This is a genomic window from Aquabacterium parvum (assembly GCF_001447195.1).
GTDB lineage: Bacteria > Pseudomonadota > Gammaproteobacteria > Burkholderiales > Burkholderiaceae_C > Aquabacterium > Aquabacterium parvum.
The window spans coordinates 38,520-63,378 of record NZ_LFRI01000538.1 but is presented as its reverse complement, the minus strand read 5'-3'; the positions used below and the strand labels follow the sequence as shown (position 1 = coordinate 63,378).

The window sequence follows — 24,859 nt, the reverse complement described above, 5'->3', positions numbered from 1 at the left end:
CCGGGTGAGGTCTGTCGCGCCGCCGTTGTGCACGCTCACATGCGGTATCGTTCGCGCCATGCTGACGCACCCCCAATTCGACCCGATCGCCCTGTCTCTGGGGCCCCTGCAGATCCACTGGTACGGCCTGACCTACCTGGCGGCTTTCTCGATGTTCTACCTGTTGGCGGCTCAGCGCGTCAAACGCCCCTGGTACGCGGAGGCGGGCTGGACGCGCGAAACCATCGAGGACCTGCTGTTCTTCGGCGTGCTGGGTGTGATCCTGGGTGGTCGGCTGGGCTATGTGCTGTTCTACAAGCCCGCGTATTACTTCAGCCACCCAGGTGAAATCCTGGCCGTCTGGCAGGGCGGCATGGCCTTTCATGGCGGGCTCATCGGCGTGATCCTGGCCATGTGGGTGTTCGCCTGGCGTCGCAAGCGCTCGTTTTTCGAGGTGGCCGATCTGGTGGCGCCCTGTGTGCCGGTGGGACTGGCGGCAGGGCGCATCGGCAACTTCATCAACGGCGAGTTGTGGGGGCGTGCGGCCGATCCGAGCCTGCCTTGGGCGATGGTCTTTCCTCAGTCCGGCACCGACGTCGCCCGCCACCCGTCGCAGCTCTACCAGTTCGGGCTGGAAGGGCTGGCCTTGTTCGTTTTGTTGTGGTGGTACGCGCGCAGCCCGCGTCCGCAAGGGGCGGTGGCCGGGGCCTTCCTGTTCGGCTATGGCGTCTTCCGGTTCGTGGCCGAGTATTTCCGCGAGCCCGACAGCTTCCTGGGCCTGCTGGCGCTGAACATGAGCATGGGCCAGTGGCTGTGCGTGCCGATGATCGTGCTGGGCGCCCTGATTTGGGGTGTGGCCCAAAAAAATGCCCCCCGTCCGGGAGGACAGGGGGCGTAAAAGGGTCGGTGGCGTCTTCGCAAACCCACGGACCCCCGCTGAGGAAGACCACCGGCTTCGCACGAAACCGCTGGCCGCTGGAGCATTTGCAAACGCTGTGCCAGCCCTCACGGGGAACTCAGGCGGCTTGCTGGTGCGCCACGCCGTGGCGGGTGTAGAGGAAGTCCAGCACGGCCTTGCGGCAGTGCATGTAGGTGGCGTCCTCGGCCAGCTCGACGCGGTTGCGCGGGCGCACCAGGGGCACTTCCAGCACCTCGCCGATGGTGGCGGCCGGGCCGTTGGTCATCATCACGATGCGGTCTGACAGCAGCACCGCCTCGTCCACATCGTGGGTCACCATCACCACGGTGCTGCTGGTGCGGGCCACGATCTTGAGCAGCTCGTCCTGCAGGTGGGCACGCGTGAGCGCATCGAGTGCACCGAAGGGCTCGTCCATCAGCAGCACCTTGGGCTCCATCGCCAGGGCCCGGGCGATGCCCACGCGCTGCTTCATGCCGCCGGAGATCTCGCCCGGGCGCTTCTGCGTGGCGTGGGCCATGTTCACGAGCTCCAGCGCGGCCTGGGTGCGGGCCTTGAGCTGGGCCTTGCTCTCCTTGGCGCCGAACACCCGTTCCACCGCCAGGTAGACATTGTCGAAGCAGGTCAGCCAGGGCAGCAGCGAGTGGTTCTGGAACACCATCGCCCGCTCGGGGCCGGGGCCGGCGATCTCGCGTCTGTCGCAGATCAGGCCGCCACTCGTAGGCGTCAGCAGTCCGGCGATCAGGTTCAGCAGCGTGGACTTGCCGCAGCCCGAGTGACCGATCAGCGCGATGAACTCGCCCTGGTTGATCTGCAGGTTGATCTCACGCAGCGCGTGGAACTGGCCCTTCTTGGTGTTGAACACCATCTCGGCCTGGCTGATGTCGATGAATGCGGACATGGTGATCTCCTTACTCGAAGCTGAAGCGCTTGGCGATGGCCACGAGGGCGTTTTCCAGCAGCAGGCCGACGATGCCGATCACGAAGATGGCGATGATGATGTGCTGGACGTTCAGGTTGTTCCACTCGTCCCAGACCCAGAAGCCGATGCCCACGCCGCCGGTCAGCATCTCGGCCGCCACGATCACCAGCCAGGCCGTGCCCACCGACAGGCGCACGCCAGTCAGCATGTAAGGCAGCACCGAGGGGAACAGGATCTTGGTGACGATCTTCCACTCGCTCAGGTTCAGCACCTTGGCCACGTTGAGGTAGTCCTCGGGCACGCGCTGCACGCCCACAGCGGTGTTGATGATCATCGGCCAGATCGAGCAGATGAAGATGGTCCAGATGGCTGCCGGGTCGGCCGACTTGAACACCAGCAGGCCGATGGGCAACCAGGCCAGCGGCGAGACAGGGCGCAGCAGGCTGATGATCGGGTTGAGCATGCCGCCGATCACCTGCGATCGACCGATGATGAAGCCCATCGGGATGCCCACCAGCGCGGCCAGGCCGAAGCCCATCGCCACGCGCTTGAGCGAGAACCAGATGTTCCAGCCGATGCCCTGGTCATTGGGGCCGTTGCTGTAGAACGGGTCGGAGAACAGCACCACCGCCGCGTCCCAGGTCTGCAGCGGGGTGGGAAAGGTGGTGCTCTTCATGGTGAGCAGGGCCCAGATGCCCACCAGCAGGGCCAGGCCCGCCACAGGCGAGAGGAGCTTCAGCGCCCAGCCTGCCCAGTCGAATGGTGCCCTGGCGGGTTGAGCGCAGGCCGTGGCGGTGGGGGCGGAAACAGCGGTCATGGGTGTGAGGGGGGGCTTGGCACAGGCCTTGTCGGCGCGCAGGGCGTCGCTGGCATCGGAGGGGCTGTGAAATACGGCGCTGACCATGGCGGGCTCCTTTGGTGGATCAGGGAGAGAGGTCTGGAACGGGGTGGGCGCAAGGCCCCTCCCGGCTCGGCGTCTGCAAGAAATTGGCCTGATGAGCCATCCTTCATCGGGATGACCGGCCGCCTCCCGCGAGGGAGGGGCGGTGCCATCGTTGGGCGCTCTGTCGGGCCGGCCTCAGCGGGGCTCGGTGGTGAACGGGTGAAGACGTCGAACCGGGGGGCTTGCAACCGGAACTCAAGGCGGTGAGGGGCTCAGACCTTGATCTTGAAACCGTCGGCGTACTTCCTGGGGTCCTTGCCGTCCCAGACCACGCCATCGATCATCTTGGAGGTGCGCATCGGGTCCTTGGGTACCGGCACGTTCAGCGCGCTGGCCGCCTGCTTGTACAGGTCGACCTTGTTGACCTGCTTGGCCACCGCCAGGTAGTCGGGGTGGTCCTTGAGCAGGCCCCAGCGCTTTTGCTGCGTGAGGAACCACATGCCATCGCTCAGGTACGGGAAGTTGACCTTGCCGTCGTTGAAGAACTTCATGTGGTTGGGGTCGTCCCAGGTCTTGCCCAGGCCGTTCTGGTAGCGCCCCAGGATGCGCTGGTTGATGGCATCGACGCCGGTGTTGACGTAGGACTTCGCGGCGATGGTTTCGGCCATCTTCAGCTTGTTCTGCAGGCCTGCGTCGATCCACTTGCTGGCCTCGAGCACCGCCATCATCACGGCGCGCGCCGTGTTGGGGTACTTCTTGGTGAACTCATCGGTGCAGCCCAGCACCTTTTCGGGGTGATCCTGCCAGATGTCCTGGGTCGTCACCGCCGTGATGCCGATGCCATCCATGATGGCGCGGTGGCCCCAGGGCTCGCCCACGCAGTAGCCGTCCATGTTGCCCACGCGCATGTTGGCCACCATCTGCGGCGGGGGAACGGTGATGACCTTGGCATCCTTCATCGGATGGATGCTGTAGGTGGCCAGCCAGTAGTACAGCCACATGGCGTGCGTGCCGGTCGGGAAAGTCTGCGCGAAGGTGTACTCGCGCTTGTCGGTGCTCATCAGCTTGGCCAGCGAGGCGCCATCGACGGCCTTCTTGTCTGCCAGGGCCTTCGACAAAGTGATGGCTTGCCCATTGTGGTTCAGGCTCATCAACACGGCCATGTCCTTCTTGGGGCCACCGATGCCCAGTTGCACGCCGTAGATCAGGCCATACAGCACGTGAGCCATGTGCAGGTCGCCGTTGACCAGCTTGTCGCGGACCCCCGCCCACGACGCCTCCTTGGTGGGGATGATCTTGATGCCGTACTTCTTGTCGAAGCCCAGCACCGAGGCCATCACGATGGACGCGCAGTCGGTCAGCGGGATGAAGCCGATCTTGACTTCTTCCAGCTCCGGCTTGTCGGACCCGGCGGCCCAGACCGCCGAAGAAAGGGAGGCGAGGGCACCGACAGCGCCGGCGGCAGCAGCGCTCTTCAAGATGGTGCGGCGGGTCATGTTCGGGTCCTGCTGATTCATGGTGCAAAGCTTTCCTGGTTGAAAAACAAAAAGGTGCCGTCGTCGCGCTCTGCCATTGGCTTCACGCAGCGAAAACACCTTTGTCCGCAAGCACGGGCCTCATCTTCGAGCGCCCGAGTCACGCAAGGTCGCCGTTGACCTTGCTTGCATGAGGCGTTGCAAAGCCTGTGCCAGCTTCGGTTGAGGCTGGCTTCGCTGGGGGGGGGGCGTCGAGGAAAGGGCGCTTGGGCCCCTGTTGCGGTGCCCCGGGCGCACCGTCCCGGGGTGACGTGCACCGACAGCGTGGGTTTCAGCCCAGCAGGTCGGCGGCGTCGATCAGGCGCTGGGCCACCTCGGCCAGTTTCAGACCGCGGCCCATGGCCGCCTTGCGCAGGCGCGCATAGGCTTCCTGCTCGGACAGTCCCTGGCGGGTCATGAGCAGGCCCTTGGCGCGGTCGATGACCTTGCGCTCTTCCAGTTGACTGCGCGCATCGGCCAGTTCGCTGCGCAGGCGCTCTTCGTGCTCGAAGCGAGCCAGGGCCACGTCCAGTACCGGCTTGATGTGCTCGGTGGGCGTGCCCGCTACCACATAGGCCGAGACGCAGGCCGCGATGGCCTTGCGCACGTAGCTCGTGTCTTCGTCGGCGGTGAACATCACGATGGGCCTGCGCTCGTCGCGCGTGGCCATCACCACGTGCTCGAGGATGTCGCGGCCTTGCGATTCAGCGTCTACCACGATCAGGTCGGGCTGGATCTAGGCCAGCCGCTCGGGCAGGAAGCGGTCGCCCGGCAGGGTGGCGACGAGGTTGTAGCCGGCTTCCAGCAGCGACAGGCGCAGGATGCGCGAACGCTCGACCTCGGCCACCTCGTCGTCGTCGGGTTCGACGGACAGGGTGACGGGCAGGACGATGACGACGCGGAGCCCTTGCGCTTTTTCGATGCTCATGGGGTGATCATGCAACATCCGCGCCGCTTGCAACGTGGGTGGGCACTTGTGTTGGTGGTCCTCTACACGCCTTGAGCGAGTCACCGCCCTCGGGTCGTGCAGGCGTTGGCGCAGCTCTGTGCTGCCTCATCGTTGCGCTGACCGATCGGCCGAGCCTCAAAAAAGCGGCAGCCAGCCATTGATTCGATTGCTGACATTCCGAGCGGGTTTGGCACAAATTCACCTTGAGGCGGGGGGCGAGCCGCCGGATCGAGGGTGCTAAGGTCCTTCGAGATCTGATCCGCCGGCACAGGCAGCGATCGGCCACGCACATGAGTCAAGCCTTCGGGGGAGGGCATCGCGGCGGCAACCGCCGCGGGCAGCCTCAGACGCCTGTCGGCGGGGCTTCGCGCTGGGTGAACCGATGGCCTGCCTGACCGTGGACGAGGTCACAAATCCTTCATTTCCACGAACCAGGGAGTTCACATGACACATCGATCACCCATGGTGTGGGCGGCAGCGCTCGCACTTTCAGGCGCGGCGCACGCCGCCGTTCTGCCCACCGCGACGGCTTCTGCCAACATGGGCCTCACCTTCGTCCTTGAAGACCTCGACCTGACCGATGGCATCGCGCCATCCATCAAGTTCTCGAATCGGCGTTCCACCGAGATCACTGGGGAGGTGGTGCTCGAGTCCTATCTTCCAGGCTGGAGTGCCGAGCGGCTGGTCGACACCCGTGCCATCCTCATGCCGGTCCTGACGGATCTGTCCGCCGAAGGCAGGCATGCAACGCTGGGTGGGGTCGCCGGGCAGGTGCAGCGCGGCGGGTCGTCGGCCCTCGGTGCCTACACGCTGCAAGTTGACGGGCGCGCCAGCCCGACGGCCGATGTGGCGGGGCGCCAAGTCCGCTTCGATGCCTTGGCCAATGGCAATGTGGGCTACACCACCGGCCATAACGCCTACGGTTTCACCCTGTCGCCCAAGACCAAGGTGACATTCCTGGCTGACGTTGACCTCCAGGCCGCGCTGACGGGCGAGCACGTCGCGCCGACCAGTCTCTTGCCCGACGGGGATTACGCTGCGGCCGCCTTCGTGCTGAAAGTGGGGCAGACGCCATTCACGTTCAACGAACCCTACCCGTACGCCAGTTTCAACGGTGACCCTGCCGCCATCAATTTCTTCCCTGCAACGGACTCGGTCCGGGTGGCGGCCTACGGCGATGATGCCGGCGCCGACAGCGCTTCCCTGAAACGTCGGTATGAGACCAGCTTCATCAATGGCGGCGGGTCGGCGGCCTCCGCTGATCTGATCGCCGCTGTCCGCGTCTGGGGCAGTGCTGCTGTCGTGCCCGAGGCCGAGTCGCTCGCACTGCTGCTGGCTGGCATGGGTGTGCTGTTGTTGGCTGGCAAGGCCCGTCGCCACGCCGCCGCCTGATCAACCGACCTCACACAAGGCACAAACATGAAGCACATTTCCTGCGCTGCGCTTGCAGCTTGCTTGTCCCTGGCCGGTATGGCCCAGGCGGCCTCTTTGCCCACAGCGTCCGGCTCTGCCCGTCTCGCATTGAGCGTCACACTGGAAGACCTCGATCTCAGTGATGGCGTGACGCCCGGCATCACCTTCCTGGAGACCAATTCGAACTGGAACTGGGTCTCCGGGAGCCTTCAAGCCAAAAGGGTGGGCGACTACTGGTGCGACAGGGGTTGCACGAACATCGGCTCGTTCATCAACACGGTGAGCTCCAATTTGTCCGACCAGCAGGCTGGCATCAACCATGCCGAGGGACATGTCAAGGCCGGCGTGAATGGCAACGAAGCTTCTGCGCTCGGCCCGCATGTGATTTCTGCGGAGGCGGTCGCCACACCGACCGGGGAATTCTCGCAATCCGAGATCCTTGCATCAGCCTGGGTCCGCGCGGGCGAAGGGGGGTCGAACAAGGCCTCCTTTACCCTCACGCCTCACACCCGTGCCACTTTTTCCGCGGAGATCTTTTTGGTGGCCGATCTGACGGACCAGCGGACAGCGCTTGCCTGGCCGGAGGCCCCTGCTGCGGCCTGGGCACAGGCTTCGTTGGTCACAGCCGAACTTGGCTACAGCCAGCAGTCGTCTTACCAGGAGAAGTCCTTGACGATCTCATCTTTCAAGATGGATCCGACGGGATGGTTCTATGTGCCGACCGGCCTGACCCATGACGAGTACCGCGGGGTGCTTTCGGCGGTGCTGACCAATGCCGCAGGCACGTCGATGGAAGGGGTTCTTCGTGCGGAAGCAAGGGCCAGCGCTTCTGCGGGGGTGGTGCCCGAGCCGCAAGGCTTTCTCCTTGCGGGGGTGGGGCTGGCGGTTCTGGGCTTGGCCCGCCGCCGTTCTAAACTCGCGGCATGTCCCAAGCAGCACCTCCCCAACTGATCCTCGGCATCGAATCATCGTGTGATGAAACGGGGGTGGCGCTGGTTGCATTGCCGGCCAATGGCGCCCCGGTCCTGCTTGCCCATGCCCTTCACAGCCAGATCGACATGCACCAGGCGTACGGCGGCGTGGTGCCCGAACTGGCGTCGCGGGATCACATCCGCCGCGTGGTGCCGCTGGCGCGCCAGGTGATGGCCGACACCGGCAAGACGATGGCCGATGTGGACCTCGTGGCTTACACGCGCGGGCCGGGGCTGGCCGGGGCCTTGCTGGTGGGCGCGGGCGTCGCCTGCGCCCTGGGCACGGCCTTGAACCGGCCCTTGCTGGGCATCCATCACCTGGAAGGGCACCTGTTGTCTCCCTTCCTGTCGGCCGATCCACCCGAGTTCCCCTTCATCGCGCTGCTGGTGTCCGGTGGGCACACCCAGCTCATGCGGGTTGACGGGGTGGGGCGCTATGAGTTGCTGGGCGAGACGGTGGACGATGCCGCCGGCGAGGCCTTCGACAAATCTGCCAAGCTGATGGGGCTGCCTTACCCGGGCGGCCCGCACCTTGCGCGCCTGGCAGAGGGCGGGCGCGAAGACGCGTTCGACCTGCCCCGCCCCATGCTGCACAGCGGCAACCTTGATTTTTCATTTGCCGGCCTGAAAACCGCTGTTCGCACCCATTTGGTGCGGCTCGGCTGGCTTGACAACGTGGCCGCGCTGTCGGATCCCGCCAACAACGCGACGTTGGTGGATTTGGCGGCCTCCACCCAGGCCGCCATCGTCGAGGTGCTGGTCAAGAAATCGCTGGCCGCGCTGAAGGACACCGGGCTCAAGCGAGTGGTGATCGCCGGTGGTGTGGGGGCCAACCGACTTCTTCGTGAACAACTGAATCGCGCCTGCCAGCGCCGCGGCATCCGCGTCCATTACCCGGAGCTGCACCTGTGCACCGACAACGGCGCGATGATCGCCCTGGCGGCAGCCATGCGCTTGCAGACCGGCCTGGCCCAGCCATCCATGGAGCGCACTTTTGATGTGTTGCCTCGTTGGCCCCTGGGTGCCGCCTGACAGGACCCTACTCGCCCGCCTGGCGAAATCCTGATATAGTGATGGGCTGTCCTTTGGTGACGAGGCTGATTTTTCGGTCTTGTTTTCGAAAGGGCCTTCGCACGACCTGGGTTGGTTTCACCCGGTGTCGCAAGTTCAACGCAGAAACCGATCGCACGCTGGCAGATGCCGGGTGCCGACGGTCTGCATGTTTTTTGGAAACACACCATGTCCGTCGCAGACATCAACACCGCAGCCATCATCAAGGACAACGCCCGTGCCGCCAACGACACCGGCTCTCCCGAAGTGCAAGTGGCCCTGCTGACCGCCCGCATCAACGAACTGACCCCTCACTTCAAGGCCAACAAGAAGGACCACCACGGTCGTCGCGGCCTGCTGCGCATGGTCAGCCGCCGTCGCAAGCTGCTCGACTACCTCAAGGGCAAGGACTTCGGTCGTTACACCGCGCTGATCCAGAAGCTGGGCCTGCGCAAGTAAGCACCGCATGACGACAAAAAGCCTGTCTGGACGCCTCCAGCACAGGCTTTTTGTTTTTTGACGCCGGCACTCATTCGAGCGACCGCTGTGTCATTCCAGCGTGGTTGACCCCCTCGGGGCGCCCGCAGGCACGCTGGAATGGCATCGCGACAGAGTGAAGGCACCCTCCGGGCCATGTGGCCCGACACAAACAGGAGACTGCATCCATGACCATGTTCAACAAAGTCACCAAGACCTTCCAGTGGGGCCGCCACACCGTCACCATGGAAACGGGTGAAATCGCCCGCCAGGCCACCGGCGCCGTGCTGGTCGACATCGAAGGCACCGTGGTGCTGGCCACCGTCGTGTGCGCCAAGAGCCCCAAGGCCGGCCAGGACTTCTTCCCCCTGACCGTCGACTACATCGAGAAGACCTACGCCGCCGGCAAGATCCCTGGCAGCTTCTTCAAGCGTGAAGCCAAGCCTTCCGAGCTCGAGACCCTGACCTCGCGCCTGATCGACCGTCCGATCCGTCCGCTGTTCCCCGAAGGCTTCTACAACGAAGTGCAGCTGGTCATCCACGTGGTGTCGCTGAACCCCGAGGTCTCGGCCGACATCGCCGCCATGATCGCCTCCAGCGCCGCGCTGTCGATCTCCGGCATCCCGTTCAACGGCCCCATCGGCGCCGCTCGCGTGGGCTACATCAACGGTGAATACGTGCTGAACCCCAGCATCACCGAGATCGCCAACTCCAAGATGGACCTGGTCGTCGCCGGCACCGAAACCGCCGTGCTGATGGTCGAGTCCGAAGCCGATCAGCTGTCGGAAGACATCATGCTGGGCGCCGTGGTGTTCGGCCACGAGCAGGGCAACATCGCCATCCAGGCCATTCACGAGCTGGTGCGTGACGCCGGCAAGCCCGCCTGGGACTGGCAGCCGCCCGCCAAGGACGAAGACTTCATCGCCAAGGTCAATGGCCTGGCCGAAGAAAAGCTGCGCGCCGCCTACCAGATCCGTTCCAAGCAGGCTCGCACCCAGGCTTGCCGCGCCGCCTACGCCGAAGTGAAGGCCGCCCTGACCGAGCAAGGCGTCGAATTCGATGCCGTCAAGGTCGAAGGCCTGTTGTTTGACATCGAGGCCAAGATCGTGCGCAGCCAGATCCTGGCCGGCGAGCCCCGCATCGACGGCCGCGACACCCGCACGGTGCGCCCCATCGAGATCCGCACCGGCGTGCTGCCGCGCGTGCACGGCTCGGCCCTGTTCACCCGTGGTGAAACCCAGGCCCTGGTCATCGCCACCCTCGGCACCGAGCAAGACGCCCAGCGCATCGACGCCCTGACCGGCGACTTCCGCGACACCTTCCTGTTCCACTACAACATGCCTCCGTTCGCCACTGGTGAAACCGGTCGCGTGGGTAGCCCGAAGCGCCGCGAGATCGGCCACGGCCGCCTGGCCAAGCGCTCGCTGGTGCCGCTGCTGCCCGCCAAGGAAGATTTCGCCTACACCGTGCGCGTGGTCTCCGAGATCACCGAGTCCAACGGCTCCTCGTCGATGGCTTCGGTCTGCGGCGGCTGCCTGGCCATGATGGACGCCGGCGTGCCGATGAAGGCCCATGTGGCCGGCATCGCCATGGGCCTGATCAAGGACGGCAACAAGTTCGCCGTGCTGACCGACATCCTGGGTGACGAAGATCACCTCGGCGACATGGACTTCAAGGTGGCCGGCACCACCGGCGGCATCACCGCCCTGCAGATGGACATCAAGATCCAGGGCATCACCAAGGAAATCATGCAGGTGGCGCTGGCGCAAGCCAAGGAAGCCCGCCTGCACATCCTGGGCAAGATGACCGAAGCCATGGCCGGCGCCAACACGGAAGTCTCCGAGTTCGCTCCTCGCCTCTACACCCTCAAGATCAACCCGGAAAAGATCCGTGACGTGATCGGCAAGGGCGGCGCCACCATCCGCGGCCTGTGCGAAGAGACCGGCTGCCAGATCAACATCGCCGAAGACGGTGTCATCACCATCGCTTCGACCGATGGCGCCAAGGCCGAGTTCGCCATCAAGCGCATCAACGAGATCACCGCTGAAGTGGAAATCGGCGCCACCTACGAAGGCGCCGTCACCAAGCTGTTCGACTTCGGTGCCCTGGTGAACCTGCTGCCCGGCAAGGACGGCCTGCTGCACATCAGCCAGATCGCCCACGAGCGCGTCGAGAACGTGGCCGACTACCTCAAGGAAGGCCAGATCGTGAAGGTCAAGGTCCTTGAGACGGACGAGAAGGGCCGCGTCAAGCTGTCCATGAAGGCCCTGCTGGAGCGCCCTGAAGGCATGCCCGAGCGCGAAGAGCGCGGCCCCCGCGGCGACCGTGGCGATCGCGGTCGTGACCGTGGTGATCGCGGTGACCGTGGCGACCGCCGCGAACGCGCCCCCCGCGCCGAGCAAGCACCCCAGGACGCTGGCACTGAGTCGCAAGGCCAGGAACAGCAACAACAGCAGCAGTGAGCACCATGAAGAAGCTGGTTGTTGGCAACTGGAAGATGCACGGCAGCCGTGCGTCCAACGCCGATCTGCTGCAGGGCCTCCTGGCGGCCGACCTGTCCTCGACGGCGCCTCGCGCCGACGTGGCGGTCTGCCCGCCTGCTGTCTTCCTGGCCGATGTGGCTGCCGCCCTGAAGGGCTCGGCCATCGCCTTCGGTTCGCAAGACGTCTCCACCCAGGCTCAGGGTGCCTACACCGGTGAGGTGTCTGGTCCGATGCTCCGCGAGTTCGGCGCCACCTACGCGATCGTCGGTCACTCCGAGCGTCGCAGCTACCACGCCGAGTCCGACCAACTGGTCGCCGACAAAGCCAAGGCTGCGCTGGCGCATGGCCTGGTGCCCATCGTTTGTGTGGGTGAGACGCTGGCAGAGCGCGAATCCGGTCAGACCGAAGCCGTTGTCGGTCGTCAACTCGACGCCGTCATCGCCACGCTGGGTGCAGACCTTGTCAAGGTGGTGGTGGCTTACGAGCCCGTCTGGGCCATCGGCTCTGGCAAAACCGCTTCGCCCGAGCAGGCTCAGGCCGTGCACGCTTTCCTGCGCTCGCGCCTGAAGGCGGCTCAGCCGGATGCGGCCCGGGTGCTCTTGCTCTATGGCGGCAGCGTCAAGCCTGACAACGCGGCAGAGCTGTTCGCGCAAGCCGACATCGACGGTGGCCTGATTGGCGGCGCCTCGCTCAAGGCAGCGGACTTCGCTGCCATCGCGCGCGCGGCCTGAGCGGCCTGCGCATTCACTGATTTCAGGAGTTCGATTTCATGCAACAAGCCTTGTTGACCATCGTCTTGCTGCTGCAAGTGGTGTCGGCGCTGGCCATGATCGGCCTGGTGCTGGTGCAGCACGGCAAGGGCGCAGACATGGGTGCCTCGTTCGGGGGCGGCTCGTCCGGCAGCCTGTTCGGCGCCACCGGCAGTGCCAATTTCCTCTCCCGCTCCACTGCGGTGGCGGCCACGGTGTTCTTCGTGTCCACCTTGGCGCTGGCGTACTTCGGCACCAACCGCGGCGTCGCGTCGGAGCAGCCCTCGTTGTTGGAGCAGGCGGCCAGTGCTGCGGCTCAGGCCTCGGGTGCGGCGCCGGCTTCTGCGCCCGCTGCTCCCGCATCTGGCGCCGCCCTGATCCCCACCAAGTGAGGTCGGGCGTGCGTCCCCTGGTCACAACCGGGGGGCGCACACGAAAGTACACATTCACGCCACACACCCTGCGTGAAGAAGTGTTTTTCGGTTTAGAATCTGAGTCTTCGGTGAGCAATCCTCAGGCAAGCCGAAGCAAAGTTCGACAAGCGGTCACAAAGACGTGATGCAGCTTGACGTCAGGTCCCCAGCTTGGCGTCCATTCGAATGCCGACGTGGTGAAATTGGTAGACACGCTATCTTGAGGGGGTAGTGGCGAAAGCTGTGCGAGTTCGAGTCTCGCCGTCGGCACCAAAAGATCAAACGAGTCTTTGTGTCCACCCACATGATCAGCGCCAGTTGCTTGCTCGTAGCTGATCAAATGTGCGACGACAGCGCCCCGTCAGGCGGTCGTGTCCGTGGTTCGAAGTTCTCAGGAGGGCGCGCTTTGGCCGCTGCCGAGTCGGTTTTATTTCCGGCTGGTGGGTTGCCTGGCGCGCTTTTTGTTTTGTCGATGTGTTCCAATCGCGCAGCGCACGCTTGGTGCGCTGCAGCATGACGTTCAATCAGAAAGCCCTTGGCCATGAACATTGAGCAATACCTGCCAGTCATCCTTTTCATCCTGGTTGGCGTGGGTGTCGGCGTGGCGCCCCAATTGCTGGGCTTTTTGCTCGGCCCTCGTCGCCCTGACGAGGCAAAGAACTCTCCCTACGAATGCGGCTTCGAAGCTTTCGAAGACGCTCGCATGAAGTTCGACGTTCGCTACTACCTGGTCGCGATCCTGTTCATCCTGTTTGACCTGGAAATCGCTTTCCTCTTCCCCTGGGCGGTGGCCCTCAAGGAAGTGGGCATGACGGGTTTCCTGACTGTCATGTTGTTCCTGGGCATCCTGGTCGTCGGCTTTGCCTACGAATGGAAGAAGGGTGCGCTGGACTGGGAATGACGGAGGCCGTGCCTCCCTTTCTCCCCACCACAGGGCACCAACGGAATCTGAAGAGGTAATCACATGGGCATCGAAGGCGTTTTCAAGGAAGGTTTCATCACCACCTCCGCCGACACCCTGATCAACTGGTCGAAGACCGGCTCGCTGTGGCCGATGACCTTCGGCCTGGCGTGCTGCGCCGTCGAGATGATGCACGCGGGTGCCGCGCGCTACGACATCGACCGCTTCGGCATGCTGTTCCGCCCGAGTCCGCGCCAGTCCGACCTGATGATCGTGGCCGGCACGCTGTGCAACAAGATGGCGCCGGCGCTGCGCAAGGTCTACGACCAGATGGCAGAGCCCCGCTGGGTGTTGTCCATGGGCTCGTGCGCCAACGGCGGCGGCTATTACCACTACAGCTACTCGGTGGTGCGCGGCTGCGACCGCATCGTGCCCGTCGACGTCTACGTGCCGGGCTGCCCCCCGACCGCTGAAGCGCTGCTCTACGGCATCTTGCAGCTGCAAGCCAAGATCCGCCGTGAGAACACCATCGCCCGCTGATCAGGAAGCACGCGCATGAGCCAGAAACTCGCCACCCTGCAAGCCGCCCTGGAGTCCGCTCTGGGCGACAAGATCAAGCGCCTGGTCGTTGACCGCGGCGAGATCACCATCACGGTTTCCGCAGTCGACTACGAAAGCGTGGCGCTCACCCTGCGTGACGACGCCTCGCTGAAGTTCGAGCAGCTGATGGACCTGTGCGGCATCGACTATTCCGCCTACAAGGACGGTGCCGAAAGCATCTACACCGACGGCCCGCGCTTTTGCGTCGTCAGTCACCTGCTGTCGGTCAGCCACAACTGGCGCGTGCGCCTGAAGGTGTTCGCCCTCGATGACGACTTCCCCGTCGTCAAGTCGGTCAACCCGATCTGGAACGCCGCCAACTGGTTCGAGCGCGAAGCCTTCGACCTGTACGGCATCGTGTTCGATGGCCACGAAGACCTGCGCCGCATCCTGACCGATTACGGCTTCATCGGCCACCCTTTCCGCAAGGACTTCCCGGTGTCCGGTCACGTCGAGATGCGCTACGACGCCGAGCAAAAGCGCGTGATCTACCAGCCGGTCTCCATCGAGCCGCGCGAGATCACCCCGCGCATCATCCGCGAAGACAACTACGGTGGTCTGCACTGATCGCTGGAGCACTGAGTCATGGCTGAAATCAAGAACTACACCCTGAACTTTGGTCCGCAGCACCCTGCGGCACACGGCGTGCTGCGCCTGGTGCTGGAGCTGGACGGCGAAGTCATCCAGCGCGCTGACCCCCACATCGGCCTGCTGCACCGCGCCACCGAAAAGCTGGCCGAGTCCAAGACCTACATCCAGTCGCTGCCCTACATGGACCGCCTGGACTACGTCTCGATGATGAGCAACGAGCACGCCTACTGCCTGGCCATCGAGAAGATGCTGGGCGTGGACGTGCCGGTTCGCGCGCAGTACATCCGCGTGATGTTCGCGGAAATCACCCGCGTGCTGAACCACCTGCTCTGGCTGGGCTGCCACGGTTTCGACTGCGGCGCCATGAACATCCTGATCTACTGCTTCCGCGAGCGCGAAGACCTCTTCGACATGTACGAAGCGGTGTCGGGTGCTCGCATGCACGCGGCCTACTTCCGTCCGGGCGGTGTCTACCGCGACCTGCCGGACACCATGCCGCAGTACAAGGCCAGCAAGATCCGCAACGCCCGCGCCATCTCGAAACTCAACGAGAACCGCCAGGGCTCGCTGCTGGACTTCATCGACGACTTCACCCAGCGTTTCCCCAAGCTGGTGGACGAGTACGAGACGCTGCTCACTGACAACCGCATCTGGAAGCAGCGCACCGTCGGCATCGGCGTCGTCTCGCCTGAACGCGCCCTGCAGATGGGCATGACCGGCGCCATGCTGCGTGGCTCGGGCGTCGTGTGGGACCTGCGCAAGCACCAGCCCTACGACGTCTACGACAAGCTGGACTTTGACATCCCCGTCGGCACCAACGGCGACTGCTACGACCGCTACGTGGTCCGCGTGGAAGAGCTGCGCCAGTCCAACCGCATCATCAAGCAGTGCGTGGACTGGCTGCGTGCCAACCCGGGTCCGGTCATCACCGACAACCACAAGGTGGCACCGCCTTCGCGCGTCGAGATGAAGTCCTCGATGGAAGAGCTGATCCACCACTTCAAGCTCTTCACCGAAGGCTTCCACGTGCCCGAGTCCGAGGCCTATGCCGCGGTCGAGCACCCCAAGGGCGAGTTCGGCATCTACCTGGTGTCCGACGGCGCCAACAAGCCCTATCGCCTGAAGATCCGCGCCCCCGGCTTCCCGCACCTGGCCGCCCTGGACGAGATGTCCAAGGGCCACATGATTGCCGACGCCGTGGCCATCATCGGCACGATGGACATCGTGTTCGGTGAGATCGACCGCTGAGTGAACGCGACAACGAGCAGCCCCACCATGTTGAGCGAACAAACCAAAGCGCGGTTCGACCGCGAACTCGCCAAGTACCCGGCCGACCAGCGCATTTCCGCGGTCATGGCCTGCCTGTCCATCCTCCAGCAGGAGCGTGGCTGGGTTTCGTCCGAGAGCGAGCAGGAGCTGGCCGACTACCTGGGTGTGGCCCCGATGGCCGTCCATGAAGTCACCAGCTTCTACAACATGTACAACCAGAAGCCGGTGGGCCAGTTCAAGCTGAACGTGTGCACCAACCTGCCGTGCCAACTGCGTGATGGTGAAAAGGCCCTGCAGCACGTCTGCAGCAAGCTGGGTGTCGAGCCCTATGGCACCACCACCGATGGCGTGTTCACCGTGCAGCCCAGCGAATGCCTGGGCGCCTGCGCCGACGCGCCGGTGATGCTGGTCAATGACCGTCAGATGTTGAGCTTCATGAGCAACGAGAAGCTGGACCAGCTGCTCGACCTCCTGAAGTCCAAAGCCAAGTGAAGGGCAGGGCGATGATCGATCTCTCCCAATTCCAGGCGACCGGCAAGGAAACCGTTTTCCACGGCCGCCACATCAACCCCCAGATCTACGCCGACATCAACGGCAGCAACTGGTCCATCAAGGACTACGAAGCCCGTGGTGGCTACGCAGCCCTGCGCAAGATCCTGGGCAAGGACGGTGGTGAAGGCCTTTCGCAAGACCAGGTGATTGCCGAGGTCAAGGCTTCCGGTCTGCGTGGCCGCGGTGGCGCCGGTTTCCCCACGGGCCTGAAGTGGAGCTTCATGCCCCGCGCGTTCCCGGGCCAGAAGTACCTCGTGTGCAACTCCGACGAGGGCGAGCCGGGCACGGCGAAGGATCGCGAGATCCTGATGCACAACCCGCACACCGTCATCGAAGGCATGATCATCGCGGCCTACGCGATGGGCATCTCGGTGGGCTACAACTACATCCACGGCGAGATCTTCGAGGTCTACGAGCGCTTCGAAGCGGCCCTGGAAGAAGCCCGAGCCGCCGGCTATCTGGGTGACAACATCCTGGGCAGCGGTTTCAGCTTCCAGCTGCACGCGCACCACGGCTTCGGCGCCTACATCTGCGGTGAAGAAACCGCCCTGATCGAATCGATCGAAGGCAAGAAGGGCCAGCCCCGCTTCAAGCCGCCTTTCCCGGCGAGCTTCGGCGTGTACGGCAAGCCCACCACCATCAACAACACCGAGACCTTCGCGGCCGTCCCCTGGATCATCCGCAACGGTGGCGAGGCCTACCTGGCCGTCGGCAAGCCCAACAACGGCGGCACCAAGCTGTTCACCGTCTCGGGCGACGTCGAGATGCCCGGCAACTTCGAGGTCCCGCTGGGCACGCCCTTCAGCACCTTGCTGGAGCTGGCCGGTGGCGTTCGCAAGGGCCGCAAGCTCAAGGCTGTAATCCCTGGTGGCTCGTCCTCGCCGGTGATCCCCGCCGACGTGATGATGGGCCTGACGATGGACTACGACGCCATCGCCAAGGCGGGCTCCATGCTGGGTTCGGGCGCGGTCATCGTGCTCGACGACTCGCGTTGCATGGTCAAGAGCCTGCTGCGCCTGAGCTACTTCTACATGCACGAGTCCTGCGGTCAGTGCACGCCCTGCCGCGAAGGCACGGGCTGGCTGTGGCGCGTGGTGCAGCGCATCGAGGCCGGCCAGGGCCGCCTCGAAGACATCGACCTGCTGAACTCGGTCGCCGACAACATCCAGGGCCGCACCATCTGCGCGCTGGGTGACGCCGCCGCGATGCCGGTGCGTGCCTTCATCAAGCACTTCCGCGAAGAGTTCGTGCACCACATCGAACACAAGACCTGCGTGGTCCCGGCCTACATCTGAACTGGGCATAGACATGGTTGAAATCGAAATCGACGGCCGAAAGGTCCAGGTCCAGGAAGGCTCCATGCTGATCCGGGCCGCCGAAGAACACGGCACCTACATCCCGCACTTCTGCTATCACAAGAAGCTGTCGGTGGCGGCCAACTGCCGCATGTGCCTGGTGGACATCGAAAAGGCCCCCAAGCCCATGCCCGCCTGTGCCACGCCCGTGACGCAGGGCATGATCGTTCGCACCAAGAGCGAAAAAGCCATCAAGGCTCAGCAGTCCGTCATGGAGTTCCTGCTGATCAACCACCCGCTGGATTGCCCGATCTGCGACCAGGGCGGTGAGTGCCAGCTGCAAGACCTGGCCGTGGGCTATGGCGCCGGCAAGTCGCGCTACGAAGAAGAAAAGCGCGTGGTGTTCCCCAAGGACGTGGGCCCGCTGATCTCGATGGAGGAGATGAGCCGCTGCATCCAGTGCACCCGCTGCGTGCGCTTCGGCCAGGAAATCGCCGGCGTGATGGAGCTCGGCATGTCCAACCGCGGCGAGCACTCAGAGATCGAGACCTTCGTTGGCCGCTCGATCGACTCCGAGCTGTCGGGCAACATGATCGACATCTGCCCGGTCGGCGCGCTCACCAGCAAGCCCTTCCGCTACAGCGCCCGCACCTGGGAACTGTCGCGCCGCAAGAGCGTCTCGCCCCACGATTCCACCGGCGCCAACCTGATCGTGCAGGTCAAGAATGGCAAGGTGATGCGCGTGGTGCCGCTTGAGAACGAGTCGGTCAACGAGTGCTGGATCGCCGACCGCGACCGCTTCAGCTACGAGGCGCTCAACAGCGCTGACCGCCTGACCCAGCCCATGATCAAGCAGGGCGGCCAGTGGCGTGAAGTCGACTGGACCACCGCCTTGGAGTACGTGGCCAACGGCCTCAAGGGCGTCAAGACCGAGCATGGTGCGGCCGCCATCGGCGCGCTGGCCACCGAGCACAGCACCGTTGAAGAACTCTACCTGCTGGGCCAGCTGGTTCGCGGCCTGGGTTCCGACAACGTCGACACCCGCCTGCGCAACGCTGATTTCACCACCGGTGCCGGTGCCGGTGCCGGCGCCCGCTGGCTGGGCTTGCCCGTGGCAGAACTGAGCACGCTGGACCGCGCCCTGGTGGTCGGCTCCTTCCTGCGCAAGGACCACCCGCTGTTCGCCTCGCGCCTGCGCCAGGCCGTCAAGCGTGGCGCCAAGGTGTCCGCCATCGGCGGCGCCAACGACGACTGGCTGATGCCCCTGGCTCAGCGCGTCACCGCGGCCCCGAGCGCCTGGGCGCAGGCCCTGGGTGACGTGGCCGTGGCCATCGCCAACCAGCTTGGCATCGACATCCCCTGCAACGGCACCGCCACCGACGCCGCCAAGGCCATCGCCGCTTCGCTGCTGTCCGGCCAGAACAAGGCCGTGCTGCTGGGCAACGCCGCCGCGCAGCATCCGCAAGCCTCGACCCTGCAGGCCCTGGGCCAGTGGATCGCCGACAAGACCGGCGCCAAGCTGGGTTACCTGAGCGAGTCGGCCAACACCGTGGGCGCTCAGCTCGTCGGTGCCCAGCCTCAGCAAGGCGGCCTGAACGCCGGCCAGATGCTGTCGGGCAAGTCGATCAAGGCCCTGGTGCTGCTGGGCGTCGAGCCCGAGTTCGACAGCGCCAACCCGGCCGCAGCGGTGCAAGCCGTGCAAGCCGCCGAGATGGTCGTGGTCATGAGCCCCTTCAAGGGCGCTGCCCCCGAATACGCCGACGTGATCCTGCCGATCGCGCCGTTCAGCGAGACCTCTGGCACCTTCGTCAACGCCGAAGGCCGCGCTCAAAGCTTCCACGGCGTGGTCAAGCCCCTGGGCGAGACCCGTCCGGCCTGGAAGGTGCTGCGCGTGCTGGGCACGATGCTGGGCCTGAACGACTTCGCCTTCGAAACCTCGGAAGAGGTCAAGGCCCGCGCCCTGGGTGACCTGGCTGCGCTGCCCTCGAAGCTGAACAACGCCACCTCGGCCGCCATCTCGATCAACGCTGGCACCGGCTCCCTGGAGCGCCTGGCCGATCTGCCGATCTACAGTGCCGACGCTTTGGTGCGCCGCTCGCCTTCGCTGCAAGCGACCGCAGATGCCAAGGCGCCCGTGGCGAGCTTGCCGCCTGCCTTGTGGGCAGAGCTGGGCTTGAGCGAAGGCGCGCAGGTCAAGGTGTCGCAAGACTCGGCCTCGGCCGTGCTGCCCGCCGTGCTCGACGCAAGCCTGCCGGCCAACGTCGTGCGGGTGCCCACCGGCCACTCCGCCACCGCCACGCTGGGTGCTGCCTTCGGCAACATCCGCGTCGAAAAGGCCTGAAGGGCAGGGGAGACAAGCAATGATTGACACCCTCTACAACGCTGGCGCTGCCAACCTCGGAGCCGCGTGGCCCGTGGTCTGGTCGCTCATCAAGATCGTGGCCCTGCTGCTGCCGCTGCTCGGTTGCGTCGCCTACCTGACCCTGTGGGAGCGCAAGGCCATTGGCTGGTCGCAGATCCGTCCGGGCCCGAACCGCACAGGTCCTTTCGGCCTGCTGCAGCCCATCGCAGACGCGGTCAAGCTGATCTTCAAGGAGATCATCACGCCGACGGCGGCCAACAAGGGCCTGTTCTTCCTGGGTCCGATCATGACCATCATGCCGGCCCTGGCCGCCTGGGCCGTGATCCCCTTCGGGCCTGAAGTGGCGCTGGCCAACGTCAATGCCGGCCTGCTGTTCCTGATGGCCATCACCTCGATGGAAGTCTATGGCGTGATCATCGCCGGCTGGGCTTCGAACTCGAAGTACGCCTTCCTGGGTGCGCTGCGCGCTTCGGCCCAGATGGTGTCGTACGAAATCGCGATGGGTTTCTGCTTCGTGGTCGTGCTGATGACCGCAGGCTCGCTCAACATGACCGAAATCGTGCTGAGCCAGAACAAGGGCCAGTTCGCCGACATGGGCCTGAGCTTCCTGTCCTGGAACTGGCTGCCTCTGCTGCCCATCACCGTTGTGTACTTCATCTCAGGTCTGGCCGAAACCAACCGCCACCCCTTCGACGTGGTCGAAGGCGAATCGGAAATCGTGGCCGGCCACATGATCGAGTACTCGGGCATGTCGTTTGCCATGTTCTTCCTGGCCGAATACGCCAACATGATCCTGGTCTCGACCCTGTGCGCGATCATGTTCTTTGGCGGCTGGCTGCCCCCGATCGAGGCCCTGAGCTTCATCCCGGGCTGGATCTGGCTGGGCATCAAGACCTTCATCATCGTCACGATGTTCCTGTGGGTGCGCGCTTCGTTCCCCCGCTTCCGCTATGACCAGATCATGCGCCTGGGCTGGAAGATCTTCATCCCCGTCACCTTGGTCTGGCTGATCGTGGTGGGTGTCTGGATGATGTCGCCCTGGAACATCTGGAACTGAGACTGAGAGGACACCCCCACCATGAGCACGTCCTTCAAGGAATTCGTCTCCAGCTTCTTCCTGCTGGAGTTGTTCAAGGGCCTGGCCGTCACCGGCCGCCACTTCCTCAAGCCGCACATCACCGTGCAGTTCCCGGAAGAAAAGACCCCGATGTCGCCGCGCTTCCGTGGCCTGCACGCCCAGCGCCGCTATGACAACGGCGAAGAGCGCTGCATCGCCTGCAAGCTGTGCGAGGCGGTCTGCCCCGCCATGGCCATCACCATCGAGTCGGCCGTGCGCGAAGACGGCCAGCGCCGCACCACGCGCTACGACATCGACCTGACCAAGTGCATCTTCTGCGGCTTCTGCGAAGAAAGCTGCCCGGTCGACGCCATCGTCGAGACGCACATCTTCGAATACCACGGTGAAAAGCGTGGCGACCTGTACTTCACCAAGGACATGCTCCTGGCGGTGGGTGATCGCTACGAAAAAGACATCGCTGCCAACAAGGAGGCGGACGCGAAATATCGCTGACCGATCATGGACACCTTCAGCCTACTTTTCTACACCTTCGCCTTCGTGCTGGTCTACGCGGGCTTCCGCGTGATCACCGCCAAGAGCCCGGTGACCGCCGCCCTGCACCTGGTGCTGGCCTTTGCCAGCGCCTCGTGCGTCTGGATGCTCCTGCAGGCCGAGTTCCTCGCCATCGCCCTCGTGCTCGTGTACGTGGGGGCGGTGATGGTGCTCTTCCTGTTCGTGGTGATGATGCTCGACATCAACACCGACTCGCTGCGCCAGGGCTTCTGGAAGCACTTCCCTGTCGCCGGCATCATCGGCGTGATCATCGCGCTGGAAATGTCCTTCGTGCTGACCCGCGGCTTTGACCTGCCCACGGCCAAGCCGATGCCGCCCGAAGTGGCCCAGGTGGCCAACACCAAAGCGCTGGGCATCGACCTCTACACCAACTACCTGTTCCCGGTGCAGGTGGCCGCCGTGATCCTGCTGGTGGGCATCATTGCCGCCATCGCGCTGACCCTGCGCCAGCGCAAGGACTCGCGCTCGCAGAACGTCGGTGAGCAGGTCCGCGTCAAGAAGGCCGACCGCCTGCGTGTGGTCAAGGTGGCGCCTCAGGTCGAGGCACCCGCTGCCGCTCAACAAGAAGAAGGAGGCCAGGCATGACCACCTCGATCACCCTCGGGCACTTCCTCTCGCTCGGCGCCATCCTGTTCGCGATGTCGGTCATCGGCATCTTCCTGAACCGCAAGAACCTGATCGTGCTGCTCATGGCCATCGAGCTGATGCTCCTGGCCGTGAACATGAACTTCGTGGCCTTTTCCCACTACCTGGGGAACATGGACGGCCAGGTTTTCGTGTTCTTCATCCTGACCGTGGCGGCCGCCGAGTCGGCCATCGGTCTGGCCATCCTGGTGGTGTTGTTCCGCAATCGCTCGTCGATCAACGTGGACGAACTCGACACCCTCAAGGGCTGATGCGACGCCAGGAGAACAAGAACCATGTCTGAGCTTTCCCTCAACTCCCTGCTGGCGGTGCCCTTGGCGCCGCTGGTCGGATCGATCGTGGCGGGCCTGTTTGGCGGCTACATCGGCCGACGTCCTGCCCACCTCATCACCATCCTGGGTGTGTTGGTGTCCTTCATCATTTCGGCCATGACGCTGAAGGCCGTCGCCGTTGATGGCGCCACCTTCAACGCCACCGTCTACGAGTGGATGACCCTGGGCACCCTCAAGATGGAAGTCGGCTTCATGGTCGACGGCCTGACCGCGATGATGATGTGCGTGGTGACCTTCGTGTCGCTGATGGTGCACATCTACACCATCGGCTACATGGAAGAAGACGACGGCTACCAGCGCTTCTTCTCGTACATCTCGCTGTTCACCTTCTCCATGTTGATGCTCGTGATGAGCAACAACCTGCTGCAGCTGTTCTTCGGCTGGGAAGCGGTGGGCCTGGTGTCGTACCTGCTGATCGGTTTCTGGTTCAAGAAGCCCACGGCCATCTTCGCCAACATGAAGGCCTTCCTGGTCAACCGCGTGGGCGACTTCGGCTTCATCCTGGGCATCGGCCTGCTGCTGGCCTACACCGGCACGCTCAACTACACCGAGCTGTTTGCCAAGGCCAATGACCTGACCGCTTTGACCCTGCCCAAGACCGACTGGTCCCTGATCACGGTCATCTGCATCTGCCTGTTCATCGGTGCGATGGGCAAGTCGGCTCAGTTCCCGCTGCACGTGTGGCTGCCCGACTCGATGGAAGGCCCGACCCCGATCTCCGCGCTGATCCACGCCGCCACCATGGTGACGGCCGGCATCTTCATGGTCACGCGCATGTCGCCGCTGTTCGAGTTGTCCGACGCTGCGCTGAACTTCATCTTGGTGATCGGCTCCATCACGGCGCTGTTCATGGGTTTCCTGGGCATCATCCAGAACGACATCAAGCGCGTGGTGGCTTACTCCACGCTGTCGCAGCTGGGTTACATGACCGTGGCCCTGGGCCTGTCGGCTTACAACGTGGCCGTCTTCCACCTGATGACGCACGCCTTCTTCAAGGCCCTGCTTTTCCTCGGTGCCGGCTCGGTCATCATCGGCATGCACCACGACCAGGACATCCGCAACATGGGCGGCCTGTGGAAGCGCATGCCCATCACCTGGATCACGTCGCTGCTGGGCTCGCTGGCCCTGATCGGCACGCCGTTCTTCGCCGGTTTCTACTCGAAGGACTCGATCCTGATCGCCGTGGAGCACAGCAACCTGCCGGCCGCTGGTTTCGCCCAGTTCGCCGTCATGACCGGGGTGTTCGTGACCGCCTTCTACAGCTTCCGGATGTACTTCCTGGTCTTCCATGGCAAGGAGCGCTTCCATCACAAGCCGTTCCCCGGCGAGCACGACCACCACGATGACCATGGCGATCACCACCATGAGCCCCATGAGTCGCCCTGGGTGGTGACGGCACCGCTGCTGCTGCTGGCCATCCCCTCGGTCGTGATCGGCTTCCTGACCATCGAGCCCATGCTGTTCGGTGACTTCCTGAAGTCCGCCATCACGGTTGACGCGACCAAGCACCCGGCCATGGCCGAGCTGGCCCACCACTTCCACGGCGCCACCGCCATGGCGCTGCACGGCTTCCAGACGCTGCCGTTCTTCCTGGCGCTGGGTGGCGTGGTCACGGCTTACGTGTTCTACCTGGTGGCCCCGCAGATCCCGGCCTTCTTCGCGAAGGTGCTGCGCCCGCTCATCGTCATCGGCGAGAACAAGTACTTCCTGGACTGGTTCAACGAGAACGTCCTGGCCGCAGGCGCGCGCCTGCTGGGCCGTGGCTTCTGGAAGATCGGCGACGTCGCCTTGATCGACGGCCTGGTCGTCAACGGTTCGGCCAAGCTGGTCGGTCTCATCGGCTCCGTCGTGCGCCTGTTCCAGACCGGTTACCTCTATCACTACGCGCTGGTCATGATCCTGGGGGTGTTCGCCCTCATGACCTGGTTCGTGTTCATGCAACCCTGAGCACGAGGAAGCGCCC

23 protein-coding genes, 1 tRNA gene and 1 pseudogene are annotated in these 24,859 nt (G+C 64.2%); 21 read left to right on the top strand and 4 right to left on the bottom strand.

Annotated features, from left to right (window positions below; genetic code table 11):
• Positions 1–58 precede the first annotated feature (58 nt).
• Positions 59–877, top strand: coding sequence for a prolipoprotein diacylglyceryl transferase (lgt, locus tag ABG80_RS19750; RefSeq protein WP_058089271.1), 819 nt, complete (start codon positions 59–61; stop codon positions 875–877).
• Between the two features lie 118 nt (positions 878–995).
• On the opposite strand, the gene ABG80_RS19745 is transcribed toward lgt, so the two are convergent.
• The 4 genes and pseudogenes from ABG80_RS19745 to ABG80_RS19730 all read right to left on the bottom strand — a co-directional run bounded on the left by ABG80_RS19745 (position 996) and on the right by ABG80_RS19730 (position 5,142).
• Positions 996–1,796 (bottom strand): ABC transporter ATP-binding protein, encoded by an 801-nt coding sequence (locus tag ABG80_RS19745; protein WP_152987764.1) that lies wholly within the window; start codon positions 1,794–1,796, stop codon positions 996–998.
• A gap of 10 nt (positions 1,797–1,806) precedes the next feature.
• Positions 1,807–2,721, bottom strand: a complete 915-nt coding sequence (ntrB, locus tag ABG80_RS19740; protein ID WP_058089269.1) for a nitrate ABC transporter permease — start codon at positions 2,719–2,721, stop codon at positions 1,807–1,809.
• A gap of 251 nt (positions 2,722–2,972) precedes the next feature.
• Positions 2,973–4,196 carry a CmpA/NrtA family ABC transporter substrate-binding protein gene (locus ABG80_RS19735; RefSeq protein ID WP_235513968.1) on the bottom strand — a complete coding sequence of 408 codons (1,224 nt, stop codon included), beginning with the start codon at positions 4,194–4,196 and terminating at the stop codon, positions 2,973–2,975.
• 310 nt (positions 4,197–4,506) lie between these two features.
• Positions 4,507–5,142 (bottom strand): annotated as a pseudogene (locus tag ABG80_RS19730) (ANTAR domain-containing response regulator).
• A gap of 483 nt (positions 5,143–5,625) precedes the next feature.
• Here ABG80_RS19730 and ABG80_RS19725 point away from each other — a divergent pair.
• From ABG80_RS19725 to nuoL, 20 genes are all read left to right on the top strand, one after another.
• Entirely contained in the window at positions 5,626–6,555 is a 930-nt protein-coding gene (locus ABG80_RS19725) for a hypothetical protein (RefSeq protein WP_058089267.1), read from the top strand.
• Between the two features lie 27 nt (positions 6,556–6,582).
• Complete coding sequence (locus ABG80_RS19720; protein WP_058089266.1) at positions 6,583–7,527, top strand: PEP-CTERM sorting domain-containing protein; 945 nt, start codon at positions 6,583–6,585, stop codon at positions 7,525–7,527.
• Positions 7,500–8,579, top strand: coding sequence for a tRNA (adenosine(37)-N6)-threonylcarbamoyltransferase complex transferase subunit TsaD (gene tsaD, locus ABG80_RS19715; RefSeq protein ID WP_058089265.1), 1,080 nt, complete (start codon positions 7,500–7,502; stop codon positions 8,577–8,579). Before ABG80_RS19720 ends, tsaD begins: the two co-directional genes overlap by 28 nt.
• 207 nt (positions 8,580–8,786) lie before the next feature.
• On the top strand, positions 8,787–9,056 hold the full coding sequence (rpsO, locus tag ABG80_RS19710) for a 30S ribosomal protein S15 (protein ID WP_058089325.1): 270 nt from the start codon (positions 8,787–8,789) through the stop codon (positions 9,054–9,056).
• Positions 9,057–9,262: 206 nt separating this feature from the next.
• The gene (gene pnp / locus ABG80_RS19705; RefSeq protein WP_058089264.1) at positions 9,263–11,536 is read left to right on the top strand and encodes a polyribonucleotide nucleotidyltransferase; all 2,274 of its coding nucleotides are present in this window, start codon (positions 9,263–9,265) and stop codon (positions 11,534–11,536) included.
• The gene (tpiA, locus tag ABG80_RS19700) at positions 11,533–12,288 is read left to right on the top strand and encodes a triose-phosphate isomerase (protein WP_058089263.1); all 756 of its coding nucleotides are present in this window, start codon (positions 11,533–11,535) and stop codon (positions 12,286–12,288) included. The genes pnp and tpiA overlap by 4 nt, the downstream gene beginning before the upstream one ends.
• A gap of 38 nt (positions 12,289–12,326) precedes the next feature.
• Complete coding sequence (gene secG / locus ABG80_RS19695) at positions 12,327–12,698, top strand: preprotein translocase subunit SecG (RefSeq protein WP_058089262.1); 372 nt, start codon at positions 12,327–12,329, stop codon at positions 12,696–12,698.
• A 209-nt stretch (positions 12,699–12,907) separates the two neighbouring features.
• Positions 12,908–12,992: transfer RNA gene (locus tag ABG80_RS19690), tRNA-Leu, on the top strand.
• Between the two features lie 268 nt (positions 12,993–13,260).
• The gene (locus tag ABG80_RS19685) at positions 13,261–13,620 is read left to right on the top strand and encodes an NADH-quinone oxidoreductase subunit A (protein WP_058089261.1); all 360 of its coding nucleotides are present in this window, start codon (positions 13,261–13,263) and stop codon (positions 13,618–13,620) included.
• Positions 13,621–13,683: 63 nt separating this feature from the next.
• Entirely contained in the window at positions 13,684–14,160 is a 477-nt protein-coding gene (locus tag ABG80_RS19680) for a NuoB/complex I 20 kDa subunit family protein (RefSeq protein WP_035035151.1), read from the top strand.
• A 15-nt stretch (positions 14,161–14,175) separates the two neighbouring features.
• Complete coding sequence (locus tag ABG80_RS19675; RefSeq protein WP_058089260.1) at positions 14,176–14,787, top strand: NADH-quinone oxidoreductase subunit C; 612 nt, start codon at positions 14,176–14,178, stop codon at positions 14,785–14,787.
• Between the two features lie 18 nt (positions 14,788–14,805).
• On the top strand, positions 14,806–16,059 hold the full coding sequence (locus ABG80_RS19670; RefSeq protein ID WP_058089259.1) for an NADH-quinone oxidoreductase subunit D: 1,254 nt from the start codon (positions 14,806–14,808) through the stop codon (positions 16,057–16,059).
• Between the two features lie 27 nt (positions 16,060–16,086).
• Positions 16,087–16,572 carry an NADH-quinone oxidoreductase subunit NuoE family protein gene (locus ABG80_RS19665; protein WP_058089258.1) on the top strand — a complete coding sequence of 162 codons (486 nt, stop codon included), beginning with the start codon at positions 16,087–16,089 and terminating at the stop codon, positions 16,570–16,572.
• Positions 16,573–16,583: 11 nt separating this feature from the next.
• A complete protein-coding gene (nuoF, locus tag ABG80_RS19660; protein ID WP_058089257.1) occupies positions 16,584–17,927 on the top strand; it encodes an NADH-quinone oxidoreductase subunit NuoF in 1,344 nt (447 codons plus the stop codon).
• A 13-nt stretch (positions 17,928–17,940) separates the two neighbouring features.
• Positions 17,941–20,268: an NADH-quinone oxidoreductase subunit NuoG gene (gene nuoG / locus ABG80_RS19655; RefSeq protein ID WP_058089256.1), complete on the top strand. Its 2,328-nt coding sequence runs from the start codon at positions 17,941–17,943 to the stop codon at positions 20,266–20,268.
• Between the two features lie 19 nt (positions 20,269–20,287).
• Complete coding sequence (gene nuoH, locus ABG80_RS19650) at positions 20,288–21,346, top strand: NADH-quinone oxidoreductase subunit NuoH (RefSeq protein WP_058089255.1); 1,059 nt, start codon at positions 20,288–20,290, stop codon at positions 21,344–21,346.
• Positions 21,347–21,367: 21 nt separating this feature from the next.
• The gene (nuoI, locus tag ABG80_RS19645) at positions 21,368–21,859 is read left to right on the top strand and encodes an NADH-quinone oxidoreductase subunit NuoI (RefSeq protein WP_058089254.1); all 492 of its coding nucleotides are present in this window, start codon (positions 21,368–21,370) and stop codon (positions 21,857–21,859) included.
• A 6-nt stretch (positions 21,860–21,865) separates the two neighbouring features.
• Positions 21,866–22,504, top strand: a complete 639-nt coding sequence (locus tag ABG80_RS19640) for an NADH-quinone oxidoreductase subunit J (protein ID WP_058089253.1) — start codon at positions 21,866–21,868, stop codon at positions 22,502–22,504.
• Positions 22,501–22,815, top strand: a complete 315-nt coding sequence (gene nuoK / locus ABG80_RS19635) for an NADH-quinone oxidoreductase subunit NuoK (RefSeq protein ID WP_058089252.1) — start codon at positions 22,501–22,503, stop codon at positions 22,813–22,815. The genes ABG80_RS19640 and nuoK overlap by 4 nt, the downstream gene beginning before the upstream one ends.
• Positions 22,816–22,839: 24 nt before the next feature.
• On the top strand, positions 22,840–24,843 hold the full coding sequence (gene nuoL / locus ABG80_RS19630) for an NADH-quinone oxidoreductase subunit L (RefSeq protein WP_058089251.1): 2,004 nt from the start codon (positions 22,840–22,842) through the stop codon (positions 24,841–24,843).
• Positions 24,844–24,859 lie beyond the last annotated feature (16 nt).

Bases quoted from the DNA above. Each gene is read 5' to 3' on its own strand.
- lgt (WP_058089271.1), top strand. From the start codon at position 59: ATGCTGACGCACCCCCAATTCGACCCGATCGCCCTGTCTCTGGGGCCC.
- ABG80_RS19745 (WP_152987764.1), bottom strand. From the start codon at position 1,796: ATGTCCGCATTCATCGACATCAGCCAGGCCGAGATGGTGTTCAACACC.
- ntrB (WP_058089269.1), bottom strand. From the start codon at position 2,721: ATGGTCAGCGCCGTATTTCACAGCCCCTCCGATGCCAGCGACGCCCTG.
- ABG80_RS19735 (WP_235513968.1), bottom strand. From the start codon at position 4,196: ATGACCCGCCGCACCATCTTGAAGAGCGCTGCTGCCGCCGGCGCTGTC.
- ABG80_RS19725 (WP_058089267.1), top strand. From the start codon at position 5,626: ATGGTGTGGGCGGCAGCGCTCGCACTTTCAGGCGCGGCGCACGCCGCC.
- ABG80_RS19720 (WP_058089266.1), top strand. From the start codon at position 6,583: ATGAAGCACATTTCCTGCGCTGCGCTTGCAGCTTGCTTGTCCCTGGCC.
- tsaD (WP_058089265.1), top strand. From the start codon at position 7,500: ATGTCCCAAGCAGCACCTCCCCAACTGATCCTCGGCATCGAATCATCG.
- rpsO (WP_058089325.1), top strand. From the start codon at position 8,787: ATGTCCGTCGCAGACATCAACACCGCAGCCATCATCAAGGACAACGCC.
- pnp (WP_058089264.1), top strand. From the start codon at position 9,263: ATGACCATGTTCAACAAAGTCACCAAGACCTTCCAGTGGGGCCGCCAC.
- secG (WP_058089262.1), top strand. From the start codon at position 12,327: ATGCAACAAGCCTTGTTGACCATCGTCTTGCTGCTGCAAGTGGTGTCG.
- ABG80_RS19685 (WP_058089261.1), top strand. From the start codon at position 13,261: ATGAACATTGAGCAATACCTGCCAGTCATCCTTTTCATCCTGGTTGGC.
- ABG80_RS19680 (WP_035035151.1), top strand. From the start codon at position 13,684: ATGGGCATCGAAGGCGTTTTCAAGGAAGGTTTCATCACCACCTCCGCC.
- ABG80_RS19675 (WP_058089260.1), top strand. From the start codon at position 14,176: ATGAGCCAGAAACTCGCCACCCTGCAAGCCGCCCTGGAGTCCGCTCTG.
- ABG80_RS19670 (WP_058089259.1), top strand. From the start codon at position 14,806: ATGGCTGAAATCAAGAACTACACCCTGAACTTTGGTCCGCAGCACCCT.
- ABG80_RS19665 (WP_058089258.1), top strand. From the start codon at position 16,087: ATGTTGAGCGAACAAACCAAAGCGCGGTTCGACCGCGAACTCGCCAAG.
- nuoF (WP_058089257.1), top strand. From the start codon at position 16,584: ATGATCGATCTCTCCCAATTCCAGGCGACCGGCAAGGAAACCGTTTTC.
- nuoG (WP_058089256.1), top strand. From the start codon at position 17,941: ATGGTTGAAATCGAAATCGACGGCCGAAAGGTCCAGGTCCAGGAAGGC.
- nuoH (WP_058089255.1), top strand. From the start codon at position 20,288: ATGATTGACACCCTCTACAACGCTGGCGCTGCCAACCTCGGAGCCGCG.
- nuoI (WP_058089254.1), top strand. From the start codon at position 21,368: ATGAGCACGTCCTTCAAGGAATTCGTCTCCAGCTTCTTCCTGCTGGAG.
- ABG80_RS19640 (WP_058089253.1), top strand. From the start codon at position 21,866: ATGGACACCTTCAGCCTACTTTTCTACACCTTCGCCTTCGTGCTGGTC.
- nuoK (WP_058089252.1), top strand. From the start codon at position 22,501: ATGACCACCTCGATCACCCTCGGGCACTTCCTCTCGCTCGGCGCCATC.
- nuoL (WP_058089251.1), top strand. From the start codon at position 22,840: ATGTCTGAGCTTTCCCTCAACTCCCTGCTGGCGGTGCCCTTGGCGCCG.